The 21,444-nt window shown below is 61.9% G+C and carries 23 protein-coding genes; 16 read left to right on the top strand and 7 right to left on the bottom strand.

From position 1 onward, the window contains the following. Positions 1-3: 3 nt before the first annotated feature. From AC2CGW_RS14335 to AC2CGW_RS14315, 5 genes are all read left to right on the top strand, one after another. Entirely contained in the window at positions 4-975 is a 972-nt protein-coding gene (locus AC2CGW_RS14335; protein ID WP_186668504.1) for an RnfABCDGE type electron transport complex subunit D, read from the top strand. Next, complete coding sequence (locus AC2CGW_RS14330) at positions 972-1,574, top strand: RnfABCDGE type electron transport complex subunit G (protein WP_186711509.1); 603 nt, start codon at positions 972-974, stop codon at positions 1,572-1,574. The genes AC2CGW_RS14335 and AC2CGW_RS14330 overlap by 4 nt, the downstream gene beginning before the upstream one ends. Next, on the top strand, positions 1,567-2,088 hold the full coding sequence (locus AC2CGW_RS14325; protein ID WP_484574198.1) for an Rnf-Nqr domain containing protein: 522 nt from the start codon (positions 1,567-1,569) through the stop codon (positions 2,086-2,088). Before AC2CGW_RS14330 ends, AC2CGW_RS14325 begins: the two co-directional genes overlap by 8 nt. A gap of 4 nt (positions 2,089-2,092) precedes the next feature. Beyond that, complete coding sequence (nth, locus tag AC2CGW_RS14320; protein WP_186720712.1) at positions 2,093-2,731, top strand: endonuclease III; 639 nt, start codon at positions 2,093-2,095, stop codon at positions 2,729-2,731. Between the two features lie 104 nt (positions 2,732-2,835). Continuing rightward, a complete protein-coding gene (locus tag AC2CGW_RS14315; RefSeq protein WP_186668510.1) occupies positions 2,836-3,006 on the top strand; it encodes a PA3496 family putative envelope integrity protein in 171 nt (56 codons plus the stop codon). Positions 3,007-3,045: 39 nt separating this feature from the next. Here the strand turns inward: AC2CGW_RS14315 and AC2CGW_RS14310 are convergent, their stop codons facing one another. Continuing rightward, positions 3,046-3,672, bottom strand: a complete 627-nt coding sequence (locus AC2CGW_RS14310) for a response regulator (RefSeq protein ID WP_484574197.1) — start codon at positions 3,670-3,672, stop codon at positions 3,046-3,048. 376 nt (positions 3,673-4,048) lie between these two features. Here AC2CGW_RS14310 and AC2CGW_RS14305 point away from each other — a divergent pair, with 376 nt between their 5' ends. Further along, entirely contained in the window at positions 4,049-4,483 is a 435-nt protein-coding gene (locus tag AC2CGW_RS14305; protein WP_186668514.1) for a hypothetical protein, read from the top strand. Positions 4,484-4,544: 61 nt separating this feature from the next. Here AC2CGW_RS14305 and AC2CGW_RS14300 read toward each other — a convergent pair whose 3' ends face one another. Then, positions 4,545-5,762, bottom strand: coding sequence for an argininosuccinate synthase (locus tag AC2CGW_RS14300; RefSeq protein WP_054891789.1), 1,218 nt, complete (start codon positions 5,760-5,762; stop codon positions 4,545-4,547). A 128-nt stretch (positions 5,763-5,890) separates the two neighbouring features. After that, complete coding sequence (locus AC2CGW_RS14295) at positions 5,891-6,883, bottom strand: flagellar protein MotY (RefSeq protein ID WP_484574196.1); 993 nt, start codon at positions 6,881-6,883, stop codon at positions 5,891-5,893. A gap of 130 nt (positions 6,884-7,013) precedes the next feature. Between AC2CGW_RS14295 and pyrC the strand changes: the two genes are divergently transcribed. Together pyrC and rnt are read left to right on the top strand one after the other, a co-directional pair. Next, complete coding sequence (pyrC, locus tag AC2CGW_RS14290; RefSeq protein WP_186720710.1) at positions 7,014-8,060, top strand: dihydroorotase; 1,047 nt, start codon at positions 7,014-7,016, stop codon at positions 8,058-8,060. Continuing rightward, entirely contained in the window at positions 8,057-8,731 is a 675-nt protein-coding gene (gene rnt, locus AC2CGW_RS14285) for a ribonuclease T (protein ID WP_186668520.1), read from the top strand. Before pyrC ends, rnt begins: the two co-directional genes overlap by 4 nt. 84 nt (positions 8,732-8,815) lie before the next feature. Here the strand turns inward: rnt and AC2CGW_RS14280 are convergent, their stop codons facing one another. Continuing rightward, entirely contained in the window at positions 8,816-9,418 is a 603-nt protein-coding gene (locus AC2CGW_RS14280) for a peroxiredoxin (protein WP_054891793.1), read from the bottom strand. Positions 9,419-9,632: 214 nt separating this feature from the next. Between AC2CGW_RS14280 and AC2CGW_RS14275 the strand changes: the two genes are divergently transcribed. Both AC2CGW_RS14275 and bfr read left to right on the top strand, forming a co-directional pair. Beyond that, a complete protein-coding gene (locus AC2CGW_RS14275) occupies positions 9,633-9,854 on the top strand; it encodes a bacterioferritin-associated ferredoxin (protein ID WP_186668522.1) in 222 nt (73 codons plus the stop codon). 202 nt (positions 9,855-10,056) lie between these two features. Beyond that, entirely contained in the window at positions 10,057-10,530 is a 474-nt protein-coding gene (gene bfr / locus AC2CGW_RS14270) for a bacterioferritin (RefSeq protein WP_054891795.1), read from the top strand. Positions 10,531-10,601: 71 nt separating this feature from the next. Here bfr and grxD read toward each other — a convergent pair whose 3' ends face one another. Then, positions 10,602-10,937, bottom strand: a complete 336-nt coding sequence (grxD, locus tag AC2CGW_RS14265; protein ID WP_136913238.1) for a Grx4 family monothiol glutaredoxin — start codon at positions 10,935-10,937, stop codon at positions 10,602-10,604. 116 nt (positions 10,938-11,053) lie between these two features. Next, complete coding sequence (locus AC2CGW_RS14260; protein WP_484574195.1) at positions 11,054-13,162, bottom strand: molybdopterin oxidoreductase family protein; 2,109 nt, start codon at positions 13,160-13,162, stop codon at positions 11,054-11,056. A 366-nt stretch (positions 13,163-13,528) separates the two neighbouring features. Here AC2CGW_RS14260 and argF point away from each other — a divergent pair, with 366 nt between their 5' ends. Both argF and AC2CGW_RS14250 read left to right on the top strand, forming a co-directional pair. Continuing rightward, a complete protein-coding gene (gene argF / locus AC2CGW_RS14255) occupies positions 13,529-14,449 on the top strand; it encodes an ornithine carbamoyltransferase (protein WP_186668526.1) in 921 nt (306 codons plus the stop codon). Beyond that, positions 14,446-15,555 carry an ABC transporter ATP-binding protein gene (locus tag AC2CGW_RS14250; protein ID WP_186668528.1) on the top strand — a complete coding sequence of 370 codons (1,110 nt, stop codon included), beginning with the start codon at positions 14,446-14,448 and terminating at the stop codon, positions 15,553-15,555. The genes argF and AC2CGW_RS14250 overlap by 4 nt, the downstream gene beginning before the upstream one ends. A 20-nt stretch (positions 15,556-15,575) precedes the next feature. On the opposite strand, the gene ybaK is transcribed toward AC2CGW_RS14250, so the two are convergent. Beyond that, on the bottom strand, positions 15,576-16,046 hold the full coding sequence (gene ybaK / locus AC2CGW_RS14245; RefSeq protein ID WP_186668530.1) for a Cys-tRNA(Pro) deacylase: 471 nt from the start codon (positions 16,044-16,046) through the stop codon (positions 15,576-15,578). Positions 16,047-16,351: 305 nt separating this feature from the next. Between ybaK and AC2CGW_RS14240 the strand changes: the two genes are divergently transcribed. From AC2CGW_RS14240 to glpD, 4 genes are all read left to right on the top strand, one after another. Continuing rightward, positions 16,352-17,203 carry an MIP/aquaporin family protein gene (locus AC2CGW_RS14240; RefSeq protein ID WP_186668532.1) on the top strand — a complete coding sequence of 284 codons (852 nt, stop codon included), beginning with the start codon at positions 16,352-16,354 and terminating at the stop codon, positions 17,201-17,203. Between the two features lie 65 nt (positions 17,204-17,268). After that, complete coding sequence (gene glpK, locus AC2CGW_RS14235) at positions 17,269-18,768, top strand: glycerol kinase GlpK (protein WP_186668534.1); 1,500 nt, start codon at positions 17,269-17,271, stop codon at positions 18,766-18,768. Between the two features lie 169 nt (positions 18,769-18,937). Further along, the gene (gene glpR / locus AC2CGW_RS14230) at positions 18,938-19,693 is read left to right on the top strand and encodes a DNA-binding transcriptional repressor GlpR (protein ID WP_065863095.1); all 756 of its coding nucleotides are present in this window, start codon (positions 18,938-18,940) and stop codon (positions 19,691-19,693) included. A gap of 201 nt (positions 19,694-19,894) precedes the next feature. Continuing rightward, positions 19,895-21,433 carry a glycerol-3-phosphate dehydrogenase gene (gene glpD / locus AC2CGW_RS14225; RefSeq protein ID WP_484574194.1) on the top strand — a complete coding sequence of 513 codons (1,539 nt, stop codon included), beginning with the start codon at positions 19,895-19,897 and terminating at the stop codon, positions 21,431-21,433. Positions 21,434-21,444 lie beyond the last annotated feature (11 nt).

The raw sequence follows: 21,444 nt of genomic DNA, 5'->3' as shown, positions 1-21,444 counted from the left end.
GCCATGCAGGCGCCTGATCGCCGACAGCGCAACGCCATGGGCCTTGTGCTGCTGGCCTGTGTTCCCGGCCTGTTGTGCCTGCTCTGGCTGCAGGGTTGGGGCGTGCTGTTCAACCTGCTGCTGTGCAGCGCAACAGCACTGACCTGCGAATCGCTCTCGCTGTATCTGCGTGGTCAGCCAATACGCCCCTTCCTCAGCGATGGCAGCGCCCTGGTCAGCGCCGTGCTACTGGCAATCGCCCTGCCCGCACTGGCGCCCTGGTGGCTGCCGATAACCGCTGCGCTGGTGGCGATCACCTTGGGCAAGCACGTATTCGGCGGCGTCGGCCGCAATCCCTTCAACCCGGCCATGCTGGGATACGCCTTCGTGCTGCTGAGTTTCCCGCTGCAGATGACCCACTGGCCGGCGGGCCACCTCGACCTGACCGACAGCCTGAGCCTGGTGTTCGGCCACGGCACGCAGATCGATGCCTGGGCCCGCCCCACGGTACTCGACGTGCTGCGCCACAACCGCAGCCTGACCCTCGACGAGCTGTTCGCCAGTAACTCAGGCTTCGGTAACCTCGGTGGGCGCGCCAGCGAATGGATCAATCTAGCGTTCCTGCTGGGCGGCGTGTTCCTGCTGCAGCGTCGCGTATTCAGCTGGCATGCCCCAGCGGGACTGTTGGGTGCGTTGCTGGTCGTCAGCCTGCTGTGCTGGAACGGTTCAGGGTCGGACTCCCACGGCTCACCGTTGCTGCACCTGTTCAGCGGATCGACCATGCTTGCAGCCTTCTTCATCGCCACCGAGCCGGTGTCCGGCCCTCGCCTGCCGCTGGCCCGTCTGCTATTCGGCATCGGCTGCGGATTGCTGATCTACTTGATTCGCACTTGGGGCAACTACCCGGACGGCACGGCCTTCGCAGTGCTGCTGATGAACCTGGGAGCACCGGCGCTCGATCGCATTGCAGCCCGACGCCAGGCACTCGCCTCATGAACGCCAGAGTGCGCGACCTGCTCTTGCTTGCCTTGGTCACTACCCTGGCCGTTGCCGCCACCCTGGCCTGGCGGCAGTGGACCGCGGCCCCCATTGCCGATGCCGCACGAGAGCTGCAAGAACAACAATGGCTCGCGGTGCTGCCCCCGCAACGGTACGACAACGCTCCCCTGCAAGCGCCTCTGCCGATCGCCAGCGCTCAACTGCAGCACAGTCAGCTATTGGGCGGCTACCGCGCAACCCTCGCCGGTACGACCAGTGCCATCGTGCTGCGCAGCCAGATCCAGGGGTATGCGGGGCCCATCATGCTGTCGATCGCCATCGATCCCAATGGCCGCCTGATCGCTACCCGGGTGCTGATGCAGGAAGAAAGCCCAGGGCTTGGCGGGCAACTTGGCGACCCCGCGAGCCACTGGCTTGAGCAATTCGACCGGCAGGGCGCAGCGGCCAACTGGGCGCTGAAGCGCGATAAGGGCGACTTCGACCAGTTGGCAGGTGCCACCGTCACCTCACGCGCAGTAATGGCGGCCTTGCAGGACGCTCTGCGCTACTTCGATGCACAGCGCAGCAGCCTGTTGGAGCACACCAGCGATGAATAGATTCTGGCTCCTGGGCAGTGCCCTGGCTCCCCTGCTGGGCGCCACCCAGACCCTGGCGAACGCGCTGGCAATCGGATTGTCCGCCCTGTTGCTGGTACTCGGCCACCAGGCGCTGATGCGACCTCTGCACCGCATGATCGGCGCGCCGCGGATTATCGCCAGCCTGATACTCGCCGCCGCCCTGGCGAGCTGCCTGCAATTGGGCCTGAACGCCTGGGCCCTGCCCCTTGCCCTGAGCCTCGGCCATTACCCTGCCCTGCTGAGCCTGCAATGCCTCGCGGTGGATGCGCTGGCACCGCACCCTGGACGCTGGTCGGCGCTCATCCGGCACCTGCTTGGCCTGACGGGCCTGTGCCTGATACTGGGCGCCTGCCGCCAATGGCTGGGAGAGAGTGCCGGCATCCACCTGGCGAACCTGGCACCCGGCGCATTGATACTGCTCGGCCTGCTCCTGGCCTTGTACAATCGCCTGCGTCCGGCCCCTGCCACCTCAAGCCGTCAAGGAACGCTTTGACCCCATGAATGCCGCCAAACGCCTGGAGATCTTCCGCAGGCTGCACGAAGACAATCCTGAACCCAAAACCGAACTGGCCTATACCACGCCCTTCGAATTGCTGATCGCCGTCATCCTTTCCGCACAGGCAACGGATGTCAGCGTCAACAAGGCGACCGCGCGGCTCTACCCTATCGCCAATACGCCCGAGGCTATTTATGCCCTGGGGGTTGAGGGTTTGAGCGAATACATCAAGACCATCGGCCTTTACAACAGCAAGGCGAAGAACGTCATCGAGACCTGCCGCTTGCTGATAGAGCAACACGGCAGCGAAGTCCCGCAAACCCGGGAAGCACTCGAAGCACTGCCCGGCGTGGGGCGCAAAACGGCGAACGTGGTGCTCAATACAGCCTTCCGCCAACTGGCCATGGCGGTCGATACGCACATCTTCCGCGTCAGCAATCGCACCGGCATCGCGCCGGGCAAGACGGTACTGGAGGTCGAGAGGAAGCTGCTGAAATTCGTACCAAGGGATTACCTGCTCGACGCCCACCACTGGCTCATCCTCCACGGCCGCTATGTCTGCCAGGCCCGCAAGCCACGCTGCGGCAGCTGCAGGATCGAAGACTTGTGCGAGTACAGGGGCAAGACCTCTGACGATTGAGGCAATAGCGAAAAATCAACCAATTCGATTGAAAAAATCTTTTTTACCGACTCCGTGATTCTCGCTATAAGGACGGCCAATGGCCCTTTGGCTTGGAGTGACACATGAGCACCGATAAAGACGAGCTGATCGAAGATGACTTCCCTGCGCAGGACGAAGACGAACCTCAGGTAGAACCTGCAAAGACCAACCTCAGCAAGCGCCGCACCATCGACAATCTGTTGGAAGAGCGGCGCCTGCAACGGCAGCTGGCTGATTTCGATTACGACCTGTAGCCCTGCGAAAAAGCCTCCCGCAAAGGAGGCTTTTGTGTTTCAGGCCAAGCCATGACGCTGGGCCAGCTCGATCAGATCGACCAGTGACCGAGCATTGAGTTTGAGTAACAGCCGGGTCTTGTAGGTGCTGACCGTCTTGTTGCTGAGAAACATGCTGTCAGCGATCTCCTTGTTCGTACGTCCCCTCGCCAGCTGTTGCAACACCATCATTTCGCGTCCCGAAAGGCGTTCGACCATCTCCGTCTCACTGCCGCCACTGACACCACTGCGGGTCTTGTGCAACGCCTGGTTGGGAAAGTAGCTGTAGCCCGACAGCACGGCCTTTATTGCACTGAGCAGCTCGGTCAGTTCCTGCTGTTTGCACACATAACCTGCGGCGCCGGCCTGCATGCAACGCATGGAAAAATGCCCCGGCGCCTGCGATGTCAGAACCAGCACCTTGCTGCGGGGACTGGCAGCAGTCATCCGCGCGATCACTTCAAGCCCGTCGAGTTTGGGTATGCCGATATCGAGCACCACGATATCCGGCAAACACTCTCGAGTCAGTTGCAGCGCATCCACTCCATTGTCCGTTTCCGCCACCACTTCATATCCATGCCGCTCCATCAACATACGTACGGCCAAGCGAATGACCGGATGATCATCCACGATAAGTACTTTATTCATGGGATATCCATTGATCCATTATTCTAGTTGTGACGCGCCAAGATAACCGAGCCAATAGCGTAATGGCGCAGCCATTCCCTGACAGAGGGCATTCAAAGATGAAACTTACATCGTTAATAGAAACTTCCTACATTCATTGCGTGACTCGAATCGATGTCCATCCGTTCGACCAGATGCTCGTGAAAGCTAGCATGAACCGGGAAAGCAGCAGGTGGGGATAGCGCTTCAAAGCGGTGGGATATTTCTATCTTTTGATAAAGAAACATTTATCACCCGCCATATAAGCGGGAATACTTTACTGGTGAGGAAACAGCAGACATTTTCCACGGGGCGCCAGAAGCGATACAGATGCGCTAACGCCAGGAGATCGAATGCCATGAACAGTCCCGCAAAGATCACACCCTTGGGAATTATCGCCATCTTCGCTAGCATCATCGAAGCGTCGGCGCTCGCCTCGCTACCGTTCCTGAATCCAGAGAGCCAGGCCATTTACACCTGGTTTCTAATGGGGTTCCCCTTCTTTCTGACCGTCCTGTTCTTCCTGACCCTCAACTTCAACTGCGAATCGCTCTACATTCCGGAACACAGGGCCATACACCCGCCACTCGACGATCGTGGCGACAGCGAAGCAGCCACGGTCATCACTCTGCCAGGGCAGGATGTGCGCCAAGCCATCGAAACCCAGATCCTGCCCGAGTTGATTCAACCCCCGCAGCGCGAGCGCCGCTGGACGCTCTACAACCTGAGCGCCCACTCCTGCATTCAGCTGTCGGTGCGGGCCATCAAGAAAGGAGAAAAGGTTGCGCTGTAGGTACAGGAACGCAAAAAAAACCCGGCCAACAATGACCGGGTTTCTCACCACATACCGACACTCAGAGCAGCGAACGGCCCTTGTTGGCGGCAATGCGCATGCGCAGTGCGTTGAGCTTGATGAAGCCAGCGGCGTCCGCCTGGTTGTAGGCGCCGCCGTCTTCCTCGAAGGTCGCGATGTTGGCGTCGAACAGCGAGTCATCCGACTTGCGGCCCACCACGGTAACATTGCCCTTGTACAGCTTCAGGCGTACGACACCGTTCACATTGGTCTGCGAAGCGTCGATCATCTGCTGCAGCATCAGACGCTCAGGGCTCCACCAGTAGCCGGTGTAGATCAGACTGGCGTACTTGGGCATCAGCTCATCCTTCAGGTGAGCGACTTCGCGGTCCAGAGTGATCGACTCGATGGCGCGGTGGGCACGCAACATGATGGTGCCGCCAGGCGTCTCGTAGCAGCCGCGCGACTTCATGCCGACGTAGCGGTTCTCGACGATGTCCAGGCGACCGATGCCGTTGGCACCACCGATGCGGTTGAGATCTGCCAGCACGGTAGCTGGGGTCTTCTCGACGCCGTCGATGGCGACGATGTCACCGTTGCGATAGGTCAGCTCGATGTAGGTGGCCTGGTCAGGCGCGTTCTCCGGAGAGACGCTCCAACGCCACATGTCTTCCTCGTGTTCGGTCCAGGTATCTTCCAGGACACCACCTTCATAGGAGATGTGCAGCAGGTTGGCGTCCATCGAGTAGGGCGACTTCTTCTTGCCGTGGCGCTCGATCGGGATACCGTGCTTCTCGGCGTAGTCCATCAGCTTCTCGCGGGACAGCAGGTCCCACTCGCGCCATGGTGCGATGACCTTGACCCCTGGCTTGAGCGCGTAGGCGCCGAGCTCGAAGCGGACCTGGTCGTTACCTTTGCCGGTGGCACCATGGGAAATGGCATCGGCGCCGGTTTCGTTGGCGATTTCGATCAGGCGCTTGGCGATCAGCGGACGAGCGATGGAAGTACCCAGCAGGTACTCACCTTCATACACGGTGTTGGCGCGGAACATCGGGAAGACGAAGTCTCGCACGAACTCTTCGCGCAGATCGTCGATGTAGATTTCCTTGACGCCCATTGCCTGCGCCTTGGCACGGGCCGGCTCGACCTCTTCGCCCTGGCCCAGGTCAGCGGTGAAGGTCACCACTTCGCAGTTGTAGGTGTCTTGCAGCCACTTGAGAATCACCGAAGTATCAAGGCCGCCGGAATACGCCAATACGACCTTTTTTACGTCCGCCATGCCATCACTCCACGGGGTTGTACGGAAAGCCGCCGATTCTACCGACCTCGGTGAAGAATTTACAGTGGGGCGACAGCTTGTGATGACAAAGCGACAGGAAATGTCGTGAGCGCGACCCGTCGCCGCACTCAGGCTTTCTTCGCGCCCGCTGGCAATGCCGGGGGCGGAGCCTGAGTCGTCGGCACCGGCGCCGCAGGCGCGTGTGCTGCAGGCTGGGCCGGGGCGGTGGGCGCCGCGTCGTGAGGTTTCTCCACGGGCTTCTCGACCGGCGTGACGCGGTCGAGCTGGATGTTCACCCGACGGTTGCGCGCCCGGTTGGCAGCCGTGTTGTTCTTGGCCAAGGGATAGCGCTCACCGTGGAAGCGCACGGTGATCTGCTCGTCCGGCACGCCATGGGCCTTGAGGTACTCAGCCACCGCCAACGCACGACGCCGCGAGGCATCGCGGTTGGTCAGGCGATTACCGCTGTTGTCGGAATGGCCGTCGAGTTCGATGTGATTGACCGTAGGATCGGCCTTCAGGTAGTCGAGGATCACGTCCAGACGCGCACGGGCCGCACTGTCCAGATCGAAACCGGTGCCGGGGAACGGCACCTGGGTCTGGCGAATCTGGTCATAGTTCATCGGCAGCAGTTTCGCGGCACACACTTGGTAATCGCTATAGGCCTTGGCGAAACTCACCGGCAGTACATGCACCTCCATCGGCCGCCCGCCCTCGCCGGCATAGTTGCGCACCACCGTACTGCGACCGTCCAGCAGACCATTGATCAGCCGGCTGGCCTGGCCCTGCGAAGAGCTGAACAGCACGCCATTGCGGCTCATGCGCACCGCACCCAGGTTGATGTCGCCACGCCCGGGCTGCCATGGGGCAGCGGCGGCCAGCAGCGTTGCGGAACCTGCGCCCAACGCATTGCTGTCCGAGCGCAGCTGGAAGACTGGCTGCTCGCCTGCACGACGCACGAACTCACCGCTGCCGAAGCCGTCGATCGGCTGGATCAGCCGACACTCGAACTGATCGCCCTCGACCTTCCAGGCGATGTTCTCCATGCGGGTCTGGAAGGTGAGTGCCCCAGCCGGCAGGCTGGCACACAGGCTGAACAGGAGTAGGTAACGCTGGCGCACGGGCGGCTCCACAGATTCTGACGGCTTACCTGCAGGCTATCGGACGCTCGTCGGAAAACTTGATAGCCGTGCTGCCCACTGGGTTTTCCGGTAGCATTGACGCCTGAGTTCGAACCGCCTGGAAACCCCAATGTCCGATCGCCTGACCCTCCTGCGTCCCGACGACTGGCACATCCATCTGCGCGATGGTGCTGTGCTGCAACATACCGTCGGCGACGTGGCGCGCACCTTCGCCCGCGCCATCATCATGCCCAACCTGGTTCCACCGGTACGCAACGCCACTGAAGCCGACGCCTACCGCCAGCGCATCCTCGCCGCCCGTCCGGCCGGCAGTCGCTTCGAGCCGCTGATGGTGCTGTACCTGACCGACCGTACCAGCCCCGAGGACATCCGCGCAGCCAAGGCCAGCGGCATCGTCTATGCCGCCAAGCTTTATCCGGCCGGTGCCACGACCAACTCCGACTCGGGCGTGACCAGCATCGACAACATTTTCCCGGCGATCGAGGCACTGGCCGAGACTGGCCTGCCGCTGCTGGTCCACGGTGAAGTGACGCGCTCGGAGATCGACGTGTTCGACCGCGAAAAGCGTTTCATCGACGAGCACATGCGTCGCCTGGTCGAACGCTTCCCGACACTCAAGGTGGTGTTCGAGCACATCACCACCAGCGATGCCGCGCAGTTCGTCACCGAGGCGCCAGCCCACGTCGGTGCAACCATCACCGCCCAGCACCTGCTGTACAACCGCAACCACATGCTGGTCGGCGGTATTCGCCCACACTTCTATTGCCTGCCGATCCTCAAGCGCAACACCCACCAGCTGGCATTGCTGGACGCGGCCACCAGTGGCAATCCGAAGTTCTTCCTCGGCACCGACTCGGCGCCACACGCCAAGCACGCCAAGGAAGCTGCCTGCGGCTGCGCAGGCTGCTACACCGCCTACGCGGCGATCGAGCTGTACGCCGAAGCCTTCGAACAGCGTAACGCCCTGGACAAGCTGGAAGGTTTCGCCAGCCTGCATGGCCCGGCGTTCTACGGCCTGCCGGCAAACACCGACACCATCACCCTGGTGCGCGAGGACTGGACCGCCCCGGCGAGCCTGCCGTTCGGCGACACCACCGTGGTTCCGCTGCGCGCTGGCGAAACGCTGCGCTGGCGCCTGTTGGAGGACAACGCGTGAGCGAAGACCTTTACGATGACGACCAGGACGGTCAGGTAGGCAGCAGCTCGCGCCACCCGATGGCCGAGCGCTTCCGTGGCTACCTGCCGGTGGTCGTGGACGTCGAGACCGGCGGCTTCAACAGCGCCACCGACGCGCTGCTGGAAATCGCCGCCGTCACCATCGGCATGGACGAGAAGGGCTTCCTGTTCCCGGAACACACCTACTTCTACCGTGTCGAGCCTTTCGAAGGCGCGAATATCGAAGCGGCGGCGCTGGAATTCACCGGCATCAAGCTGGACCACCCGCTGCGCATGGCCGTGAGCGAAGAAAGCGCGCTCACCGATATCTTCCGCGGCGTGCGCAAAGCGCTCAAGGCCAATGGCTGCAAGCGGGCGATCCTGGTCGGCCATAACAGCAGCTTCGACTTGGGCTTCCTCAACGCCGCGGTGGCGCGCAACGATCTCAAGCGCAACCCCTTCCACCCGTTCTCCAGCTTCGACACCGCGACGCTGGCGGGGCTGGCCTATGGTCAGACCGTACTGGCGCGGGCCTGCCAGAGTGCCGATATCGACTTCGATGGGCGCGAGGCGCATTCGGCACGTTACGACACCGAGAAGACCGCCGAGCTGTTCTGCGGGATCGTCAACCGCTGGAAAGAGATGGGCGGCTGGCGCGACTTCAACGACTGAGTCGAAATCCTGGGGCGCGCAGCGCTCCAGGATGCCAGACACAAAAAAACCGGCCACATGGGCCGGTTTTTTTACGCGTGGCGATTACAGCTTGCCAGCGTTCTCGCTCAGGTAGGCCGCAACACCTTCCGGCGAAGCGTTCATACCCTTGTCGCCTTTCTTCCAGTTGGCCGGGCAGACTTCGCCGTGCTCTTCGTGGAATTGCAGGGCGTCAACCAGACGCAGCAGCTCGTCCATGTTACGGCCCAGTGGCAGGTCGTTGACGATCTGCGAACGAACAACGCCGTTCTTGTCGATCAGGAAGGCACCACGGAAGGCTACGCCGCCTTCGGACTCGACGTCGTAGGCCTTGCAGATTTCGTGGGTGATGTCGGCCGCCAGGGTGTACTTGACCTGACCGATACCGCCGTTGTTGACCGGGGTGTTACGCCAGGCGTTGTGGGTGAAGTGCGAGTCGATCGACACGCCGATCACTTCCACGCCACGGGCTTCGAAGTCAGGAATGCGGTTGTCCAGGGCGATCAGCTCGGACGGGCAGACGAAGGTGAAGTCCAGTGGGTAGAAGAACACCAGGCCGTACTTGCCCTTGATGGCCGAAGCCAGGTTGAAGCTGTCGACGATCTCGCCGTTGCCCAGCACGGCTGGAACGGTGAAGTCCGGGGCTTGTTTACCAACGAGCACGCTCATTCGTTATCTCCTGATGATGGTGAAAAACCGTTGCCCGGGCGAGGCTGGCACGCCCGGCATCCAACAAAGGCCGACCATCATACACGGCTTATCGTGACAGGCCGAATCGAACCACCGGTCGCGGGAAGATGAAGCTTTCTTCAAGTGCTTTGACAAGCATTCTCATTACCATTAAGCTCCACCCCATCGACTCAACCAGCGATGGTCTGACCTTATGTATGTATGTCTCTGCGTCGGCGTAACCGATGGACAGATCCGTGATGCGATCTACGAAGGATGCTGCAGCTACAAGGAAGTCCGTGCCGCCACCAACGTCGCCAGCCAGTGCGGCAAGTGTGCGTGCCTCGCCAAGCAGGTGGTCCGTGAAACATTGACAGACCTTCAGCTCAGTCAAACGGCCGCCCTGCCTTATCCGGTAGAATTTAACGCCGCCTGAAACACCCCGATTTTGAAGAACCGGACCTCGTGTCCGGTTTTTTTATGCCTGTAATTCAATAAGTTAGCCTTCGAACGCGGTTCACAAACATTCTTATTCCTATTAATTTTCACTTATTATTCAAGAACTTAGGTTTGACACGCGAAGTTGTCGGGCTCAAACTTCCTGCATTGGCACACTTCTACAGGGCAGGAACCCGATCATGAAAGGCGACGTAAGCGTCATCCAGCATCTCAACAAGATCCTCGGAAACGAGCTGGTCGCGATCAACCAGTACTTCCTGCACGCACGCATGTACGAAGATTGGGGCCTGAACAAGCTCGGCAAGCACGAGTACAAGGAATCCATCGACGAGATGAAGCACGCTGACAAGCTGATCAAGCGTATTCTCTTCCTCGAAGGCATCCCCAACGTCCAGGACCTGGGCAAGCTGCTGATCGGCGAGCACACCAAGGAAATGCTCGAGTGCGACCTGAAGATCGAGCAGAAAGGCCTGGTTGACCTGAAAGCCGCCATCGCGCACTGCGAAACGGTCGGCGACTTCGGCTCCCGCGAATTGCTCGAAGACATCCTCGAGTCCGAGGAAGAGCACATCGACTGGCTGGAAACCCAGCTGGGCCTGATCGACAAGATCGGCATCGAGAACTACCTGCAGTCGCAGATGGGCGAAGAATAAGCCTCCCTGGATAGCACCCATGAAAAAGCCCCGCCTAGGCGGGGCTTTTTCATGCCGGCGGTAAACCTGGATCAGGCCTCGGAAGCCTTGGCCTTGGCGGCTGCTTCCTTGATCAGGGTCTGCAGCTCACCCTTCTCGAACATCTCCAGCATGATGTCGCTGCCCCCCACCAGCTCACCACCTACCCACAGCTGAGGGAAGGTTGGCCAGTTGGCATACTTGGGCAGGTTGGCGCGGATTTCCGGGTTCTGCAGGATGTCGACGTAGGCGAATTTCTCGCCACAACCCATCACAGCCTGCGAAGCACGGGCCGAGAAGCCGCACTGCGGGGCATTCGGCGAGCCTTTCATGTAAAGCAGAATGGTGTTGTTGGCAATCTGCTCTTTGATTGTTTCGATGATATCCATGGAGCACCTCGGCTGAACTTTCCGACACGGTCGTCGGCACGGTGACGCATTGTATCGGAAAGCCGAGTGTCGTGCTCGGTAATGGATCTGGGGCGTCAAGCCGCCCCATTTCGCAATCAGGCCGCCTCCACCTGCACCGGTACTCCATTGAGCGCGGCATTGCCCGACAACGCATCGCGCAGCCGTTCATCGGTCAGGTCATTGGCACTCACCCCCGGCTGTGCGTGGGCAATCTGCAAGCGAACACCTTGGCGACCATGCCCGTAGCCATGCGGCAGGCTGACCACCCCGGGCATCACCTCTTCACTGGCCAGAACCTGCACCTCCAGGCTACCGGTACGCGAGCGAACCCTTACCCATTGCCCGTCCTCGAGCTGGCGCTGCTGCAAGTCCTGCGGATGCATCAGCAATTGGTGCCGTGGCTTGCCTTTGACCAGGCGATGGAAGTTGTGCATCCAGGAATTGTTGCTGCGCACATGCCGACGGCCAATCAGCAACAACTGGTCTTGCGCCATCGGCACCTGCCGCGCCAAGCGCTGGAGATCGTCGAGCAGCACCTGTGGCGCGGCCTGCACAACCTGACCTGGGGTACGCAGCCGAGCAGCAAGATTGGGTTGCAACGGCCCCAGGTCGAGTCCATGAGGGTAGGCGTCCAGCGCCTGCAACGACAACCCCCATGGCGACGCCTCGCCGCGCGGGCCTTTGCGCAGCGCCAGGTCGATCATCTGCGCCGGAGGCAGGGTCGGCTTTAACTCGAGCGCCGCACGCTCGGCGAACGCCCGCGCCAGCCCGACAAAGATCTCCCAATCATGTAGCGCCCCCTCTGGCTTGGCCAGGATCGCTCGGTTGAAACGGGTGACGTTGCGCACTGCCAGCAGATTGAAAGTGCTGTCGTAGTGATCGTTTTCCAGCGCCGACGTGGAAGGCAGGATCAGGTCGGCGTGGCGCGTGGTTTCATTGATGTACAGGTCGATGCTGAGCATGAACTCAAGGCCCGCCAGCGCCCCGTCGAGCTGGCGGCCGTTGGGCGTGGACAACACCGGGTTGCCGGCGACGGTCACCAGCGCCCTCACCTGACCTTCGCCGGGTGTCAACACTTCCTCGGCCAACGCCGCAACTGGCAGCTCCCCGCCGTACTCTGGCAGGCCCGAGACCCGGCTCTGCCACTGGTTGAAGTGACCGCCCGCGGTACTGGCGACCAGGTCAACCGCAGGCTCGGTGCACAGTGCCCCACCTTGGCGATCGAGGTTGCCGGTGACCAGATTGATCAGTTGCACCAGCCAATGGCAGAGCGTGCCGAAGGTCTGGGTGGAGACACCCATGCGCCCGTAGCACACGGCACTGCCGGCCGCAGCGAAATCGCGCGCCAGCTGGCGAATCTGCCCGGCCTCGATGCCGCACAGCGGGCTCATGGCTTGCGCCGTGAAGGGCAAGATCGCCTCGCGCACCTGCTCAAGCCCATCGATAGGCAGATGCGAGCCGCGCGCCAGGTTTTCACTGAACAAGGTGTTGAGCAGGCCACACAGCAACGCCGCATCACCGCCAGGACGGATGAACAGGTGCTGATCGGCCATCGCCGCCGTTTCACTGCGTCGGGGGTCGATCACCACCAGCCGCCCGCCGCGGGCACGCAGCGCCTTCAAGCGTTTCTCCACGTCCGGCACGGTCATGATGCTGCCATTGGACGCCAATGGGTTGCCGCCGAGGATGAGCATGAAATCGGTGTGGTCGATATCGGGGATCGGCAGCAGCAGGCCATGGCCATACATCAGGTGGCTGGTCAGGTGCTGGGGCAACTGGTCGACGGAGGTGGCGGAAAACCGGTTGCGCGTCTTGAGCAGCCCCAGAAAGTAGTTGCTGTGAGTCATCAGGCCGTAATTGTGCACGCTGGGATTGCCCTGGTAGACCGCCACGGCGTTGCGCCCATGCGCCTGCTGGATGCTCCACAAGCGTTCGGCAGCCAGCGCAAATGCCTCATCCCAGGCGATTGGCTCCCAGCGCTCCCCCACGCGCCGATGAGGCTGGCGCAAGCGGTCAGGGTCTTCCTGGATGTCCTGCAGAGCCACCGCTTTGGGACAGATGTGTCCTCGGCTGAATGGGTCCTGCGGATCGCCCTTGATCGCGCTGATCGACGCCCGCCCATCGGGCGCATGGCTGACTTCGATATTGAGGCCGCAGATGGCCTCGCACAGGTGACAGGCACGGTGATGCAGGGTCTTGGTCATGGCCGCCTCTGCCTTGTTGTTCTGGAAGCTCCGACTATGCCCCCGGCCGATCACCGATGCCACGCCGCTTAGTCGTGTGAATCGGACGTCATCAGGCACACGATTCGCGACACGGCGTTTGCCAAAGCCCTGCCAAGCCGTGTACAACCCCCTGTAGAAAATAAAAAACAGACCTTCCACAAGGGTTTACGACACCCTTTGAAACAGCCCCGCTGTTTCCCCTCTTGGTTTCAGGCGACATTTAATTATAGTATTGCGCCTTTCCCTATTCCGTCCGCCCCGTGCGGCTTACGCCGCAGGTCACTCCCGTTGTCAAAAAAAACCATACGGTCGACCTGCAAACCGTTGCAGATAAGGTAGTCAATCATGAGCACCAGGCACTTTCTCTCCCTGCTGGATTTCACCGCTGACGAATTGCTCGGCGTGATCCGTCGAGGCATCGAGCTGAAGGACCTGCGCAAGCGAGGCGTGCTCTTCGAACCCCTGAAGAACCGCGTGCTGGGCATGATCTTCGAGAAGTCATCGACCCGCACCCGCGTATCGTTCGAAGCGGGCATGATCCAGCTCGGCGGCCAGGCGATCTTCCTGTCCCCGCGCGACACGCAACTGGGTCGCGGCGAGCCGATCAGCGACAGCGCCATCGTGCTCTCGAGCATGGTCGACGCGGTGATGATCCGCACCCATGCCCACAGCACCCTGACCGAATTCGCCGCGCATTCGAAGGTGCCGTTGATCAATGGCCTGTCCGACGAATCGCACCCCTGCCAACTGCTGGCCGACATGCAGACCTTCGTCGAACACCGTGGCTCGATCCAGGGCAAGACCGTGGCCTGGATCGGCGATGGCTTCAACATGTGCAACTCCTACATCGAGGCGGCCCGCCAGTTCGATTTCCAGCTGCACATTGCCTGCCCGGAGGGCTACGAGCCCGATCCACGCTTCCTCGAGCTCGGTGGCGAACGCGTACGGATCATCCGTGATCCGAAGGAAGCGGTACGCGGCGCGCACCTAGTGACCACGGATGTCTGGACTTCCATGGGTCAGGAAGAGGAAACTGCACGGCGCCTGGCGCATTTCGCGCCGTACCAGGTCACCCGCGAACTGCTCGACCTGGCGGCACCCGACGCCCTGTTCATGCACTGCCTGCCCGCCCACCGCGGTGAGGAAATCAGCCAGGATCTACTCGACGACCCACGTTCGGTCGCCTGGGACCAGGCCGAGAACCGCCTGCATGCACAGAAGGCCCTTCTTGAATTCCTTGTAGAACCGGCTTACCACCACGCATGAGTCAACCCCTGCTGCTCAACCTGCGCAACCTCGCCTGTGGCTATGGCGAGCAGCGCATCGTCCAGAACCTCAACCTGCACCTGAACGCAGGCGACATTGGTTGCCTGCTGGGCTCTTCGGGTTGCGGCAAAACCACCACCCTGCGCGCCATCGCCGGCTTCGAGCCGGTGCATGACGGCGAGATCCAGCTGGCCGGGGACGTCATCTCCCGCGCAGGCTTCACCCTCGCCCCCGAAAAACGCCGGATCGGCATGGTGTTCCAGGACTACGCGCTGTTCCCACACCTGACCGTGGCACAGAATATTGCCTTCGGCATCGGCAAGCATCCACGCCAAGGCGAAGTGGTCGAGGAAATGCTCGAGCTGGTCAAGCTCGGCGGTCTGGGCGCACGCTACCCCCATGAACTTTCCGGCGGCCAGCAGCAGCGTGTCGCCCTGGCCCGCGCGCTGGCGCCAGAGCCGCAATTGCTGCTGCTCGACGAACCGTTCTCCAACCTCGACGTGGAGCTGCGCCGACGCCTGAGCCACGAGGTGCGCGACATTCTCAAGAGCCGCGGCACCAGCGCAATTCTGGTCACCCACGACCAGGAAGAAGCCTTCGCCGTCAGCGATCATGTCGGCGTGTTCAAGGAAGGTCGCCTGGAACAATGGGATACGCCCTACAACCTCTATCACGAGCCACAGACGCCGTTCGTGGCCAGCTTCATCGGCCAGGGCTACTTCATCCGCGGCCAGATGAGCAGCCCGGAATCGGTGAACACCGAGCTCGGTGAACTGCGCGGCAATCGTGCCTACCTGATGCCGGTGGGCAGTTCGGTGGATGTCCTGCTGCGTCCGGACGACATCGTGCACGCACCAGACAGCACGCTGCGCGCGCGCATCAATGGCAAGAGCTTCCTGGGCGCCTCGACGCTCTATCGCCTGGAATTGCCCACCGGTAGCCAGCTGGAGGCGATTTTCCCCAGTCATGTCGATCACCAGGTCGGCCAGGACGTAGGCATCGCCGTAGCGGCTGACCATCTGGTGCTGTTCGCCGTACCGGGAAGTGTCGCGGCGCAGTTGCAGATACAGGAAAACGGCGTGCGCCGCTACAGCTCGGCGACCTGAAGCCGCTTTCCTGCACGCCCTCAGCCTCTGCCGATCCCGGCAAACGTGCCCTGGGTATGCTCGGCCAGCACCGCGGCTGCCAGCTCCACCTCGAGCCCGCGCCGTCCGGCGCTGACATGAATGCTGGCGAACTGCTGCGCCGACTCATCGATGAAGGTGCGCAGGCGCTTCTTCTGCCCTAAAGGGCTGATGCCACCGACCAGATAACCCGTGGCCCGCTGGGCCGCGGCAGGGTCGGCCATCTCGCACTTCTTTACCCCCGCAGCCTGGGCGAGCGCCTTGAGATCGAGCGTGCCGATCACCGGCACCACTGCCACCAGCAACTCACCTTTCTCGCTGCTGGCCAGCAGCGTCTTGAACACCTGCTGCGGATCGAGCCCGAGCTTCTCGGCGGCTTCCAGGCCATAGGAGGCGGATTTGGGGTCGTGTTCGTAGCTGAGCACGCGATGTTCGGCGCGCGCCTTCTTCAGCAGGTCGAGTGCGGGGGTCATGTACAGCTCCAGTCAATGACAGCTTGCCGGCTACTTTAGGGCAAATCCCGGGGGCCAGCCAGCGGACTTCGGGGCGTGCACCGGACCTGTGCAGGCAGGTTCATGTTCGTGGGTCAGAATGTGGCCGACCGTTCACTTTCGACCTTTGACATCAGCGTTTCTTGTCTATATTTTTTCGTTTATGAAGAAAATGCGCACATAAATAGTGCACACCCGTACACTCGCCGGTCGTTCATGGGGATGGACAACCGGCGTCGACACCCGAGCGCCCAGCGCCTCACAACAACAAGAACCGAAGGCCCTACATGACGACAGCTCTACGACAACCAACGCTTTCCGGCCAGTGCATGGCCGAGTTCCTGGGTACAGCATTGCTCATCTTCTTCGGTACCGGTTGCGTGGCCGCGCTCAAGGTCGCGGGTGCCAGCTTCGGACTCTGGGAAATCAGCATCATCTGGGGTGTCGGCGTCAGCATGGCGATCTACCTCAGCGCTGGCGTTTCCGGTGCGCACCTGAACCCGGCCGTCAGCATCGCGCTGGCCCTGTTCGCCGGTTTCGACAGGCGCAAACTGCCTTTCTATATACTCGCCCAGGTCTGCGGCGCGTTTTGTGGTGCGGCATTGGTCTACACCCTGTACAGCACGCTGTTCTTCGATTTCGAACAGGCGCACAGCATGGTCAGGGGCAGCCAGGCCAGTCTCGAGCTGGCGTCGGTGTTTTCCACCTATGCGCATCCGTCGCTGTCCATCGGCCAGGCGTTCTTGGTTGAAGTGGTGATCACTGCCATTCTCATGGCCGTGATCATGGCGCTGACCGATGACAACAACGGCCTGCCGCGTGGCGCCACCGCACCGCTGCTGATCGGCCTGCTGATCGCGGTGATCGGCAGCGCCATGGGGCCGCTCACCGGCTTCGCGATGAACCCGGCACGGGATTTCGGGCCCAAACTCATGACATTCCTGACGGGTTGGGGCGAAATTGCCTTCACGGGTGGACGGGACATTCCCTACTTCCTGGTTCCGGTGTTCGCACCGATCATCGGCGCGTGCCTGGGGGCTGCGGGCTATCGCGTCCTGATTGCCCGCAACCTGCCGACGGCCGACGCCACGAACCCACAGACAGATGCTGCTACCCAGGGCGATACTCAAACTTCCTGAGACCGGCGCTGCGCGATCTCGCCCACCCTCCCCGACTCACTCCCTTTTCGTGCAAGGCAACGACCATGACAGACACCCAGAATAAGAACTACATCATCGCCCTGGACCAGGGCACCACCAGTTCGCGGGCGATCATCTTCGACCGCGACGCCAATGTGGTCGGCACCTCCCAGCGCGAGTTCGCCCAACACTATCCGCAAGCTGGCTGGGTCGAACACGACCCGATGGAGATCTTCGCCACGCAGAGCGCGACCATGGTCGAGGCCCTGGCGCAGGCAGGCCTGAGCCACGCCCAGGTGGCAGCGATCGGCATCACCAACCAGCGCGAAACCACCGTGGTGTGGGACAAGGAAACCGGTCGCCCGGTATACAACGCCATCGTCTGGCAGTGCCGCCGCAGCACCGAGATCTGTGCCCAGCTCAAGCGTGACGGCCACGAGCAGTACATCCGCGAAACCACCGGCCTGGTCACCGACCCATACTTCTCCGGCACCAAGCTCAAGTGGATCCTCGACAACGTCGAAGGCGCCCGCGAACGTGCCGAACGGGGCGAACTGCTGTTCGGCACCGTCGACAGCTGGCTGATCTGGAAATTCTCCGGCGGCAAGGTGCACGTCACCGACTACACCAACGCCTCACGCACGCTGATGTTCAACATTCACACCCTGCAATGGGATGACAAGCTGCTGGACATCCTCGGCATCCCGCGGCAGATGCTGCCCCAGGTGCGCCCGTCCTCGGAGGTCTACGGCCACACCAAGAGCGGTATCGCCATCGCCGGTATCGCCGGCGACCAGCAGTCGGCGCTGTTCGGCCAGATGTGCGTGGAGCCGGGCCAGGCCAAGAATACCTATGGCACCGGCTGCTTCCTGCTGATGAACACCGGCGACAAGGCCGTCACCTCGTCCCATGGCCTGCTCACCACCATCGCCTGCGGCCCTCGTGGCGAAGTGGCCTACGCCCTCGAAGGCGCAGTGTTCAACGGTGGCTCTACGGTCCAGTGGCTGCGCGACGAGCTGAAGATCGTCAACGACGCGCTCGACACCGAGTACTTCGCCAGCAAGGTGAAGGACAGCAACGGCGTCTACCTGGTGCCTGCCTTCACCGGCCTCGGCGCCCCCTACTGGGATCCGTACGCCCGCGGCGCGCTGTTCGGCCTGACCCGTGGCGTCAAGGTCGACCACATCATCCGTGCCGCCCTGGAATCGATCGCCTACCAGACCCGCGACGTGCTCGACGCCATGCAGCACGACTGCGGCCAGCGCCTCTCGGAGCTGCGCGTGGACGGTGGCGCGGTGGCCAACAACTTCCTCATGCAGTTCCAGGCCGACATCCTCGGCACCTGCGTGGAGCGTCCGAAAATGCGCGAAACCACCGCCCTCGGCGCCGCCTACCTGGCAGGCCTGGCCTGTGGCTTCTGGAGCAGCCTCGACGAGTTGCGCGACAAGGCGATCATCGAACGCGAGTTCAGCCCGCAACTGGATGACGCGCAGAAAGAAAAGTTGTACGCGGGCTGGAAGAAAGCCATCGAGCGCACCCGAGACTGGGAAGATCACGAAGGCTGACGTCAGCCTCTCACTCGATCCGTTCAGGAACGGCCTTGCACGCCCGATTGCGGCGCAAGGCCGCTTCCACAGAAGTACCAGCACAGGCTAGCGACAACAGTCTACTGGTCGTCATCCCCTTCCTACGGCATCATTGCAGCATTTGTCCGGCAGCCCCAAAGGACCGCCCATGAATCTGCCCCCTCGCCAACAACAAATCCTCGAACTGGTGCGCGAACGCGGCTACGTCAGTATCGAGGAAATGGCGCAGTTGTTCGTCGTCACGCCCCAGACCATCCGTCGCGACATCAACCAACTCGCCGAGGTCAACCTGCTGCGCCGCTATCACGGTGGTGCCGCCTATGACTCGAGCGTGGAGAACACCGCCTACGCCATGCGCGCCGACCAGATGCGCGACGAGAAACAACGCATCGCCGAGGCCGTCGCCCGGCAGATCCCCGATCACGCCTCGCTGTTCATCAATATCGGCACCACCACCGAATCCATCGCCCGGGCCCTGCTCAACCACAGCCACCTGAAGGTCATCACCAACAACTTGCACGTGGCGTCGATCCTCGGTGCCAAGGATGACTTCGAAGTCCTGGTGGCAGGCGGTACGGTTCGCCGTGACGGCGGTGTGGTGGGGCAGGCCAGCGTCGACTTCATCAGCCAGTTCAAGGTCGATTTCGCCCTGGTCGGCATCAGTGGCATCGACGAAGACGGCAGCCTGCTGGACTTCGACTACCAGGAAGTACGGGTATCCCAGGCCATCATCGCCAATGCCCGGCAGGTCATCCTTGCTGCCGACTCCAGCAAGTTCGGGCGCAACGCCATGGTGCGCCTGGGCTCGATCAACCTGATCGACTGCCTGGTGACCGACCAGCATCCCACTCCCACGCTCACGCAACTGCTGAACCAGTACAAGATCCGCCTGGAAGTGGTCTGAGCGCGCACCGCTGCACCTCGCCGGTGGTGATCCGCCGGTGAGACAGCGCCATGGAATGTTCACTAATGTTCACTTTATTGCCATCTGATCAGTATTTTCTATGATCAGCGACTGGCGATGGCCATTTTGTTGCGCTACTATTTTCGGAAACGAACATAGATGTTCACATTCGCTGTGAACCGCTCCCAGGAGGCCTTGCCCGTGTCCCAGCCCGTCCAGCCCCAGCCGCCCCTCGCCGACTGCTATGACCTCGCCGTGATCGGCGGTGGCATCAATGGCGTCGGCATCGCCGCCGATGCTGCCGGGCGCGGCCTGAAGGTCTTCCTGTGCGAGAAGGACGATCTGGCCCAGCACACCTCATCGGCGAGCAGCAAGCTGATCCATGGTGGCCTGCGCTACCTGGAACACTACGAATTCCGCCTGGTACGTGAAGCCCTGGCCGAGCGGGAAGTGCTGCTGGCCAAGGCGCCGCACATCGTCAAACCCATGCGCTTCGTGTTGCCACACCGTCCGCACCTGCGTCCGGCCTGGATGATTCGCGCCGGCCTGTTCCTCTACGATCATCTGGGCAAGCGCAAACGCCTGGGCGCCTCGCGCAGCCTGCGTTTTGGTGCCGGATATCCGCTCAAGCCCACGATCACCCGCGGTTTCGAATATGCCGATTGCGCAGTCGATGACGCTCGCCTGGTGGTACTCAACGCCATGGCTGCCCGCGAAAAAGGTGCCCACCTGCACACCCGTACCCGCTGCTTGCGCGCCGAGCGCGTCGATGGCGTGTGGCAGGTCGAACTGCAGCATGCCGACGGCAGCCTGCAGACCATTCGTGCCCGCGCCCTGGTGAACGCCGCCGGCCCTTGGGTGGCAAGCTTCATCAAGGACGACCTCAAGCTGGATGCGCCCTACGGCATCCGCCTGATCCAGGGCAGCCATCTCATCGTGCCGCGGCTGTACGAAGGCGAACACGCCTACATCCTGCAGAACGAAGACCAGCGCATCGTCTTCTGCATCCCTTATCTGGACCGCTTCACCCTGATCGGCACCACCGACCGTGAATACAGCGGCGACCCGGCCAAGGTGGCGATCACCGACGCGGAAACCGACTACCTGCTCAAGGTGGTCAACGAACATTTCAATCATCAATTGTCACGCGCCGACATCCAGCACACTTACTCCGGCGTACGCCCGCTGTGCAACGACGAGTCGGACAACCCCTCGGCCGTTACCCGCGACTACACCCTGGCGTTGTCCGCCAGCGAGGGGCAGGCGCCCCTGCTTTCGGTGTTCGGCGGCAAGCTGACCACCTACCGCAAGCTGGCAGAGTCGGCCATGGCCGAACTCAAGCCCTTCTTCTCCCAGATGCGCGGCAGCTGGACTGCCAGTGCGCCATTGCCAGGCGGCGAAGGCATGACCAGCGTGCAGGCCCTGGTCGATGCCGTTCTGGCGCGCCACGGCTGGCTGCCGGTGGACATCGCCAAGCGCTGGGTACTGACTTACGGCAGTCGGGTCTGGCGTCTGCTCGAAGGTGTACAAGGGCCGGACGATCTTGGTCAGTCGATCGGTGGCGGCTTGTTCAGCCGCGAGGTGGACTACCTGTGCGCCGCGGAATGGGCCGTCAGCGTGGACGATATTCTTTGGCGTCGCACCAAACTGGGCCTGTTCACCAGTGCTGCCGAGCAACAGGCTCTGGCCGACTACCTGCAGCAGGCCGCCTCGAACCGGGCCCGGGTCCGCGCGGCCTGAGTCCATCGACG

The sequence above is a fragment of the Pseudomonas sp. SYWMCR5 genome, from assembly GCF_057197165.1.
Note: the sequence above shows the minus strand (reverse complement) of the source record. Positions and strands in the feature narration are given on the sequence as shown.

Coding starts and splice junctions, on each gene's coding strand:
- AC2CGW_RS14335 (WP_186668504.1), top strand. CDS start 4: ATGCAGGCGCCTGATCGCCGACAGCGCAACGCCATGGGCCTTGTGCTG.
- AC2CGW_RS14330 (WP_186711509.1), top strand. CDS start 972: ATGAACGCCAGAGTGCGCGACCTGCTCTTGCTTGCCTTGGTCACTACC.
- AC2CGW_RS14325 (WP_484574198.1), top strand. CDS start 1,567: ATGAATAGATTCTGGCTCCTGGGCAGTGCCCTGGCTCCCCTGCTGGGC.
- nth (WP_186720712.1), top strand. CDS start 2,093: ATGAATGCCGCCAAACGCCTGGAGATCTTCCGCAGGCTGCACGAAGAC.
- AC2CGW_RS14315 (WP_186668510.1), top strand. CDS start 2,836: ATGAGCACCGATAAAGACGAGCTGATCGAAGATGACTTCCCTGCGCAG.
- AC2CGW_RS14310 (WP_484574197.1), bottom strand. CDS start 3,672: ATGAATAAAGTACTTATCGTGGATGATCATCCGGTCATTCGCTTGGCC.
- AC2CGW_RS14305 (WP_186668514.1), top strand. CDS start 4,049: ATGAACAGTCCCGCAAAGATCACACCCTTGGGAATTATCGCCATCTTC.
- AC2CGW_RS14300 (WP_054891789.1), bottom strand. CDS start 5,762: ATGGCGGACGTAAAAAAGGTCGTATTGGCGTATTCCGGCGGCCTTGAT.
- pyrC (WP_186720710.1), top strand. CDS start 7,014: ATGTCCGATCGCCTGACCCTCCTGCGTCCCGACGACTGGCACATCCAT.
- AC2CGW_RS14280 (WP_054891793.1), bottom strand. CDS start 9,418: ATGAGCGTGCTCGTTGGTAAACAAGCCCCGGACTTCACCGTTCCAGCC.
- AC2CGW_RS14275 (WP_186668522.1), top strand. CDS start 9,633: ATGTATGTATGTCTCTGCGTCGGCGTAACCGATGGACAGATCCGTGAT.
- bfr (WP_054891795.1), top strand. CDS start 10,057: ATGAAAGGCGACGTAAGCGTCATCCAGCATCTCAACAAGATCCTCGGA.
- grxD (WP_136913238.1), bottom strand. CDS start 10,937: ATGGATATCATCGAAACAATCAAAGAGCAGATTGCCAACAACACCATT.
- AC2CGW_RS14260 (WP_484574195.1), bottom strand. CDS start 13,162: ATGACCAAGACCCTGCATCACCGTGCCTGTCACCTGTGCGAGGCCATC.
- argF (WP_186668526.1), top strand. CDS start 13,529: ATGAGCACCAGGCACTTTCTCTCCCTGCTGGATTTCACCGCTGACGAA.
- AC2CGW_RS14250 (WP_186668528.1), top strand. CDS start 14,446: ATGAGTCAACCCCTGCTGCTCAACCTGCGCAACCTCGCCTGTGGCTAT.
- ybaK (WP_186668530.1), bottom strand. CDS start 16,046: ATGACCCCCGCACTCGACCTGCTGAAGAAGGCGCGCGCCGAACATCGC.
- AC2CGW_RS14240 (WP_186668532.1), top strand. CDS start 16,352: ATGACGACAGCTCTACGACAACCAACGCTTTCCGGCCAGTGCATGGCC.
- glpK (WP_186668534.1), top strand. CDS start 17,269: ATGACAGACACCCAGAATAAGAACTACATCATCGCCCTGGACCAGGGC.
- glpR (WP_065863095.1), top strand. CDS start 18,938: ATGAATCTGCCCCCTCGCCAACAACAAATCCTCGAACTGGTGCGCGAA.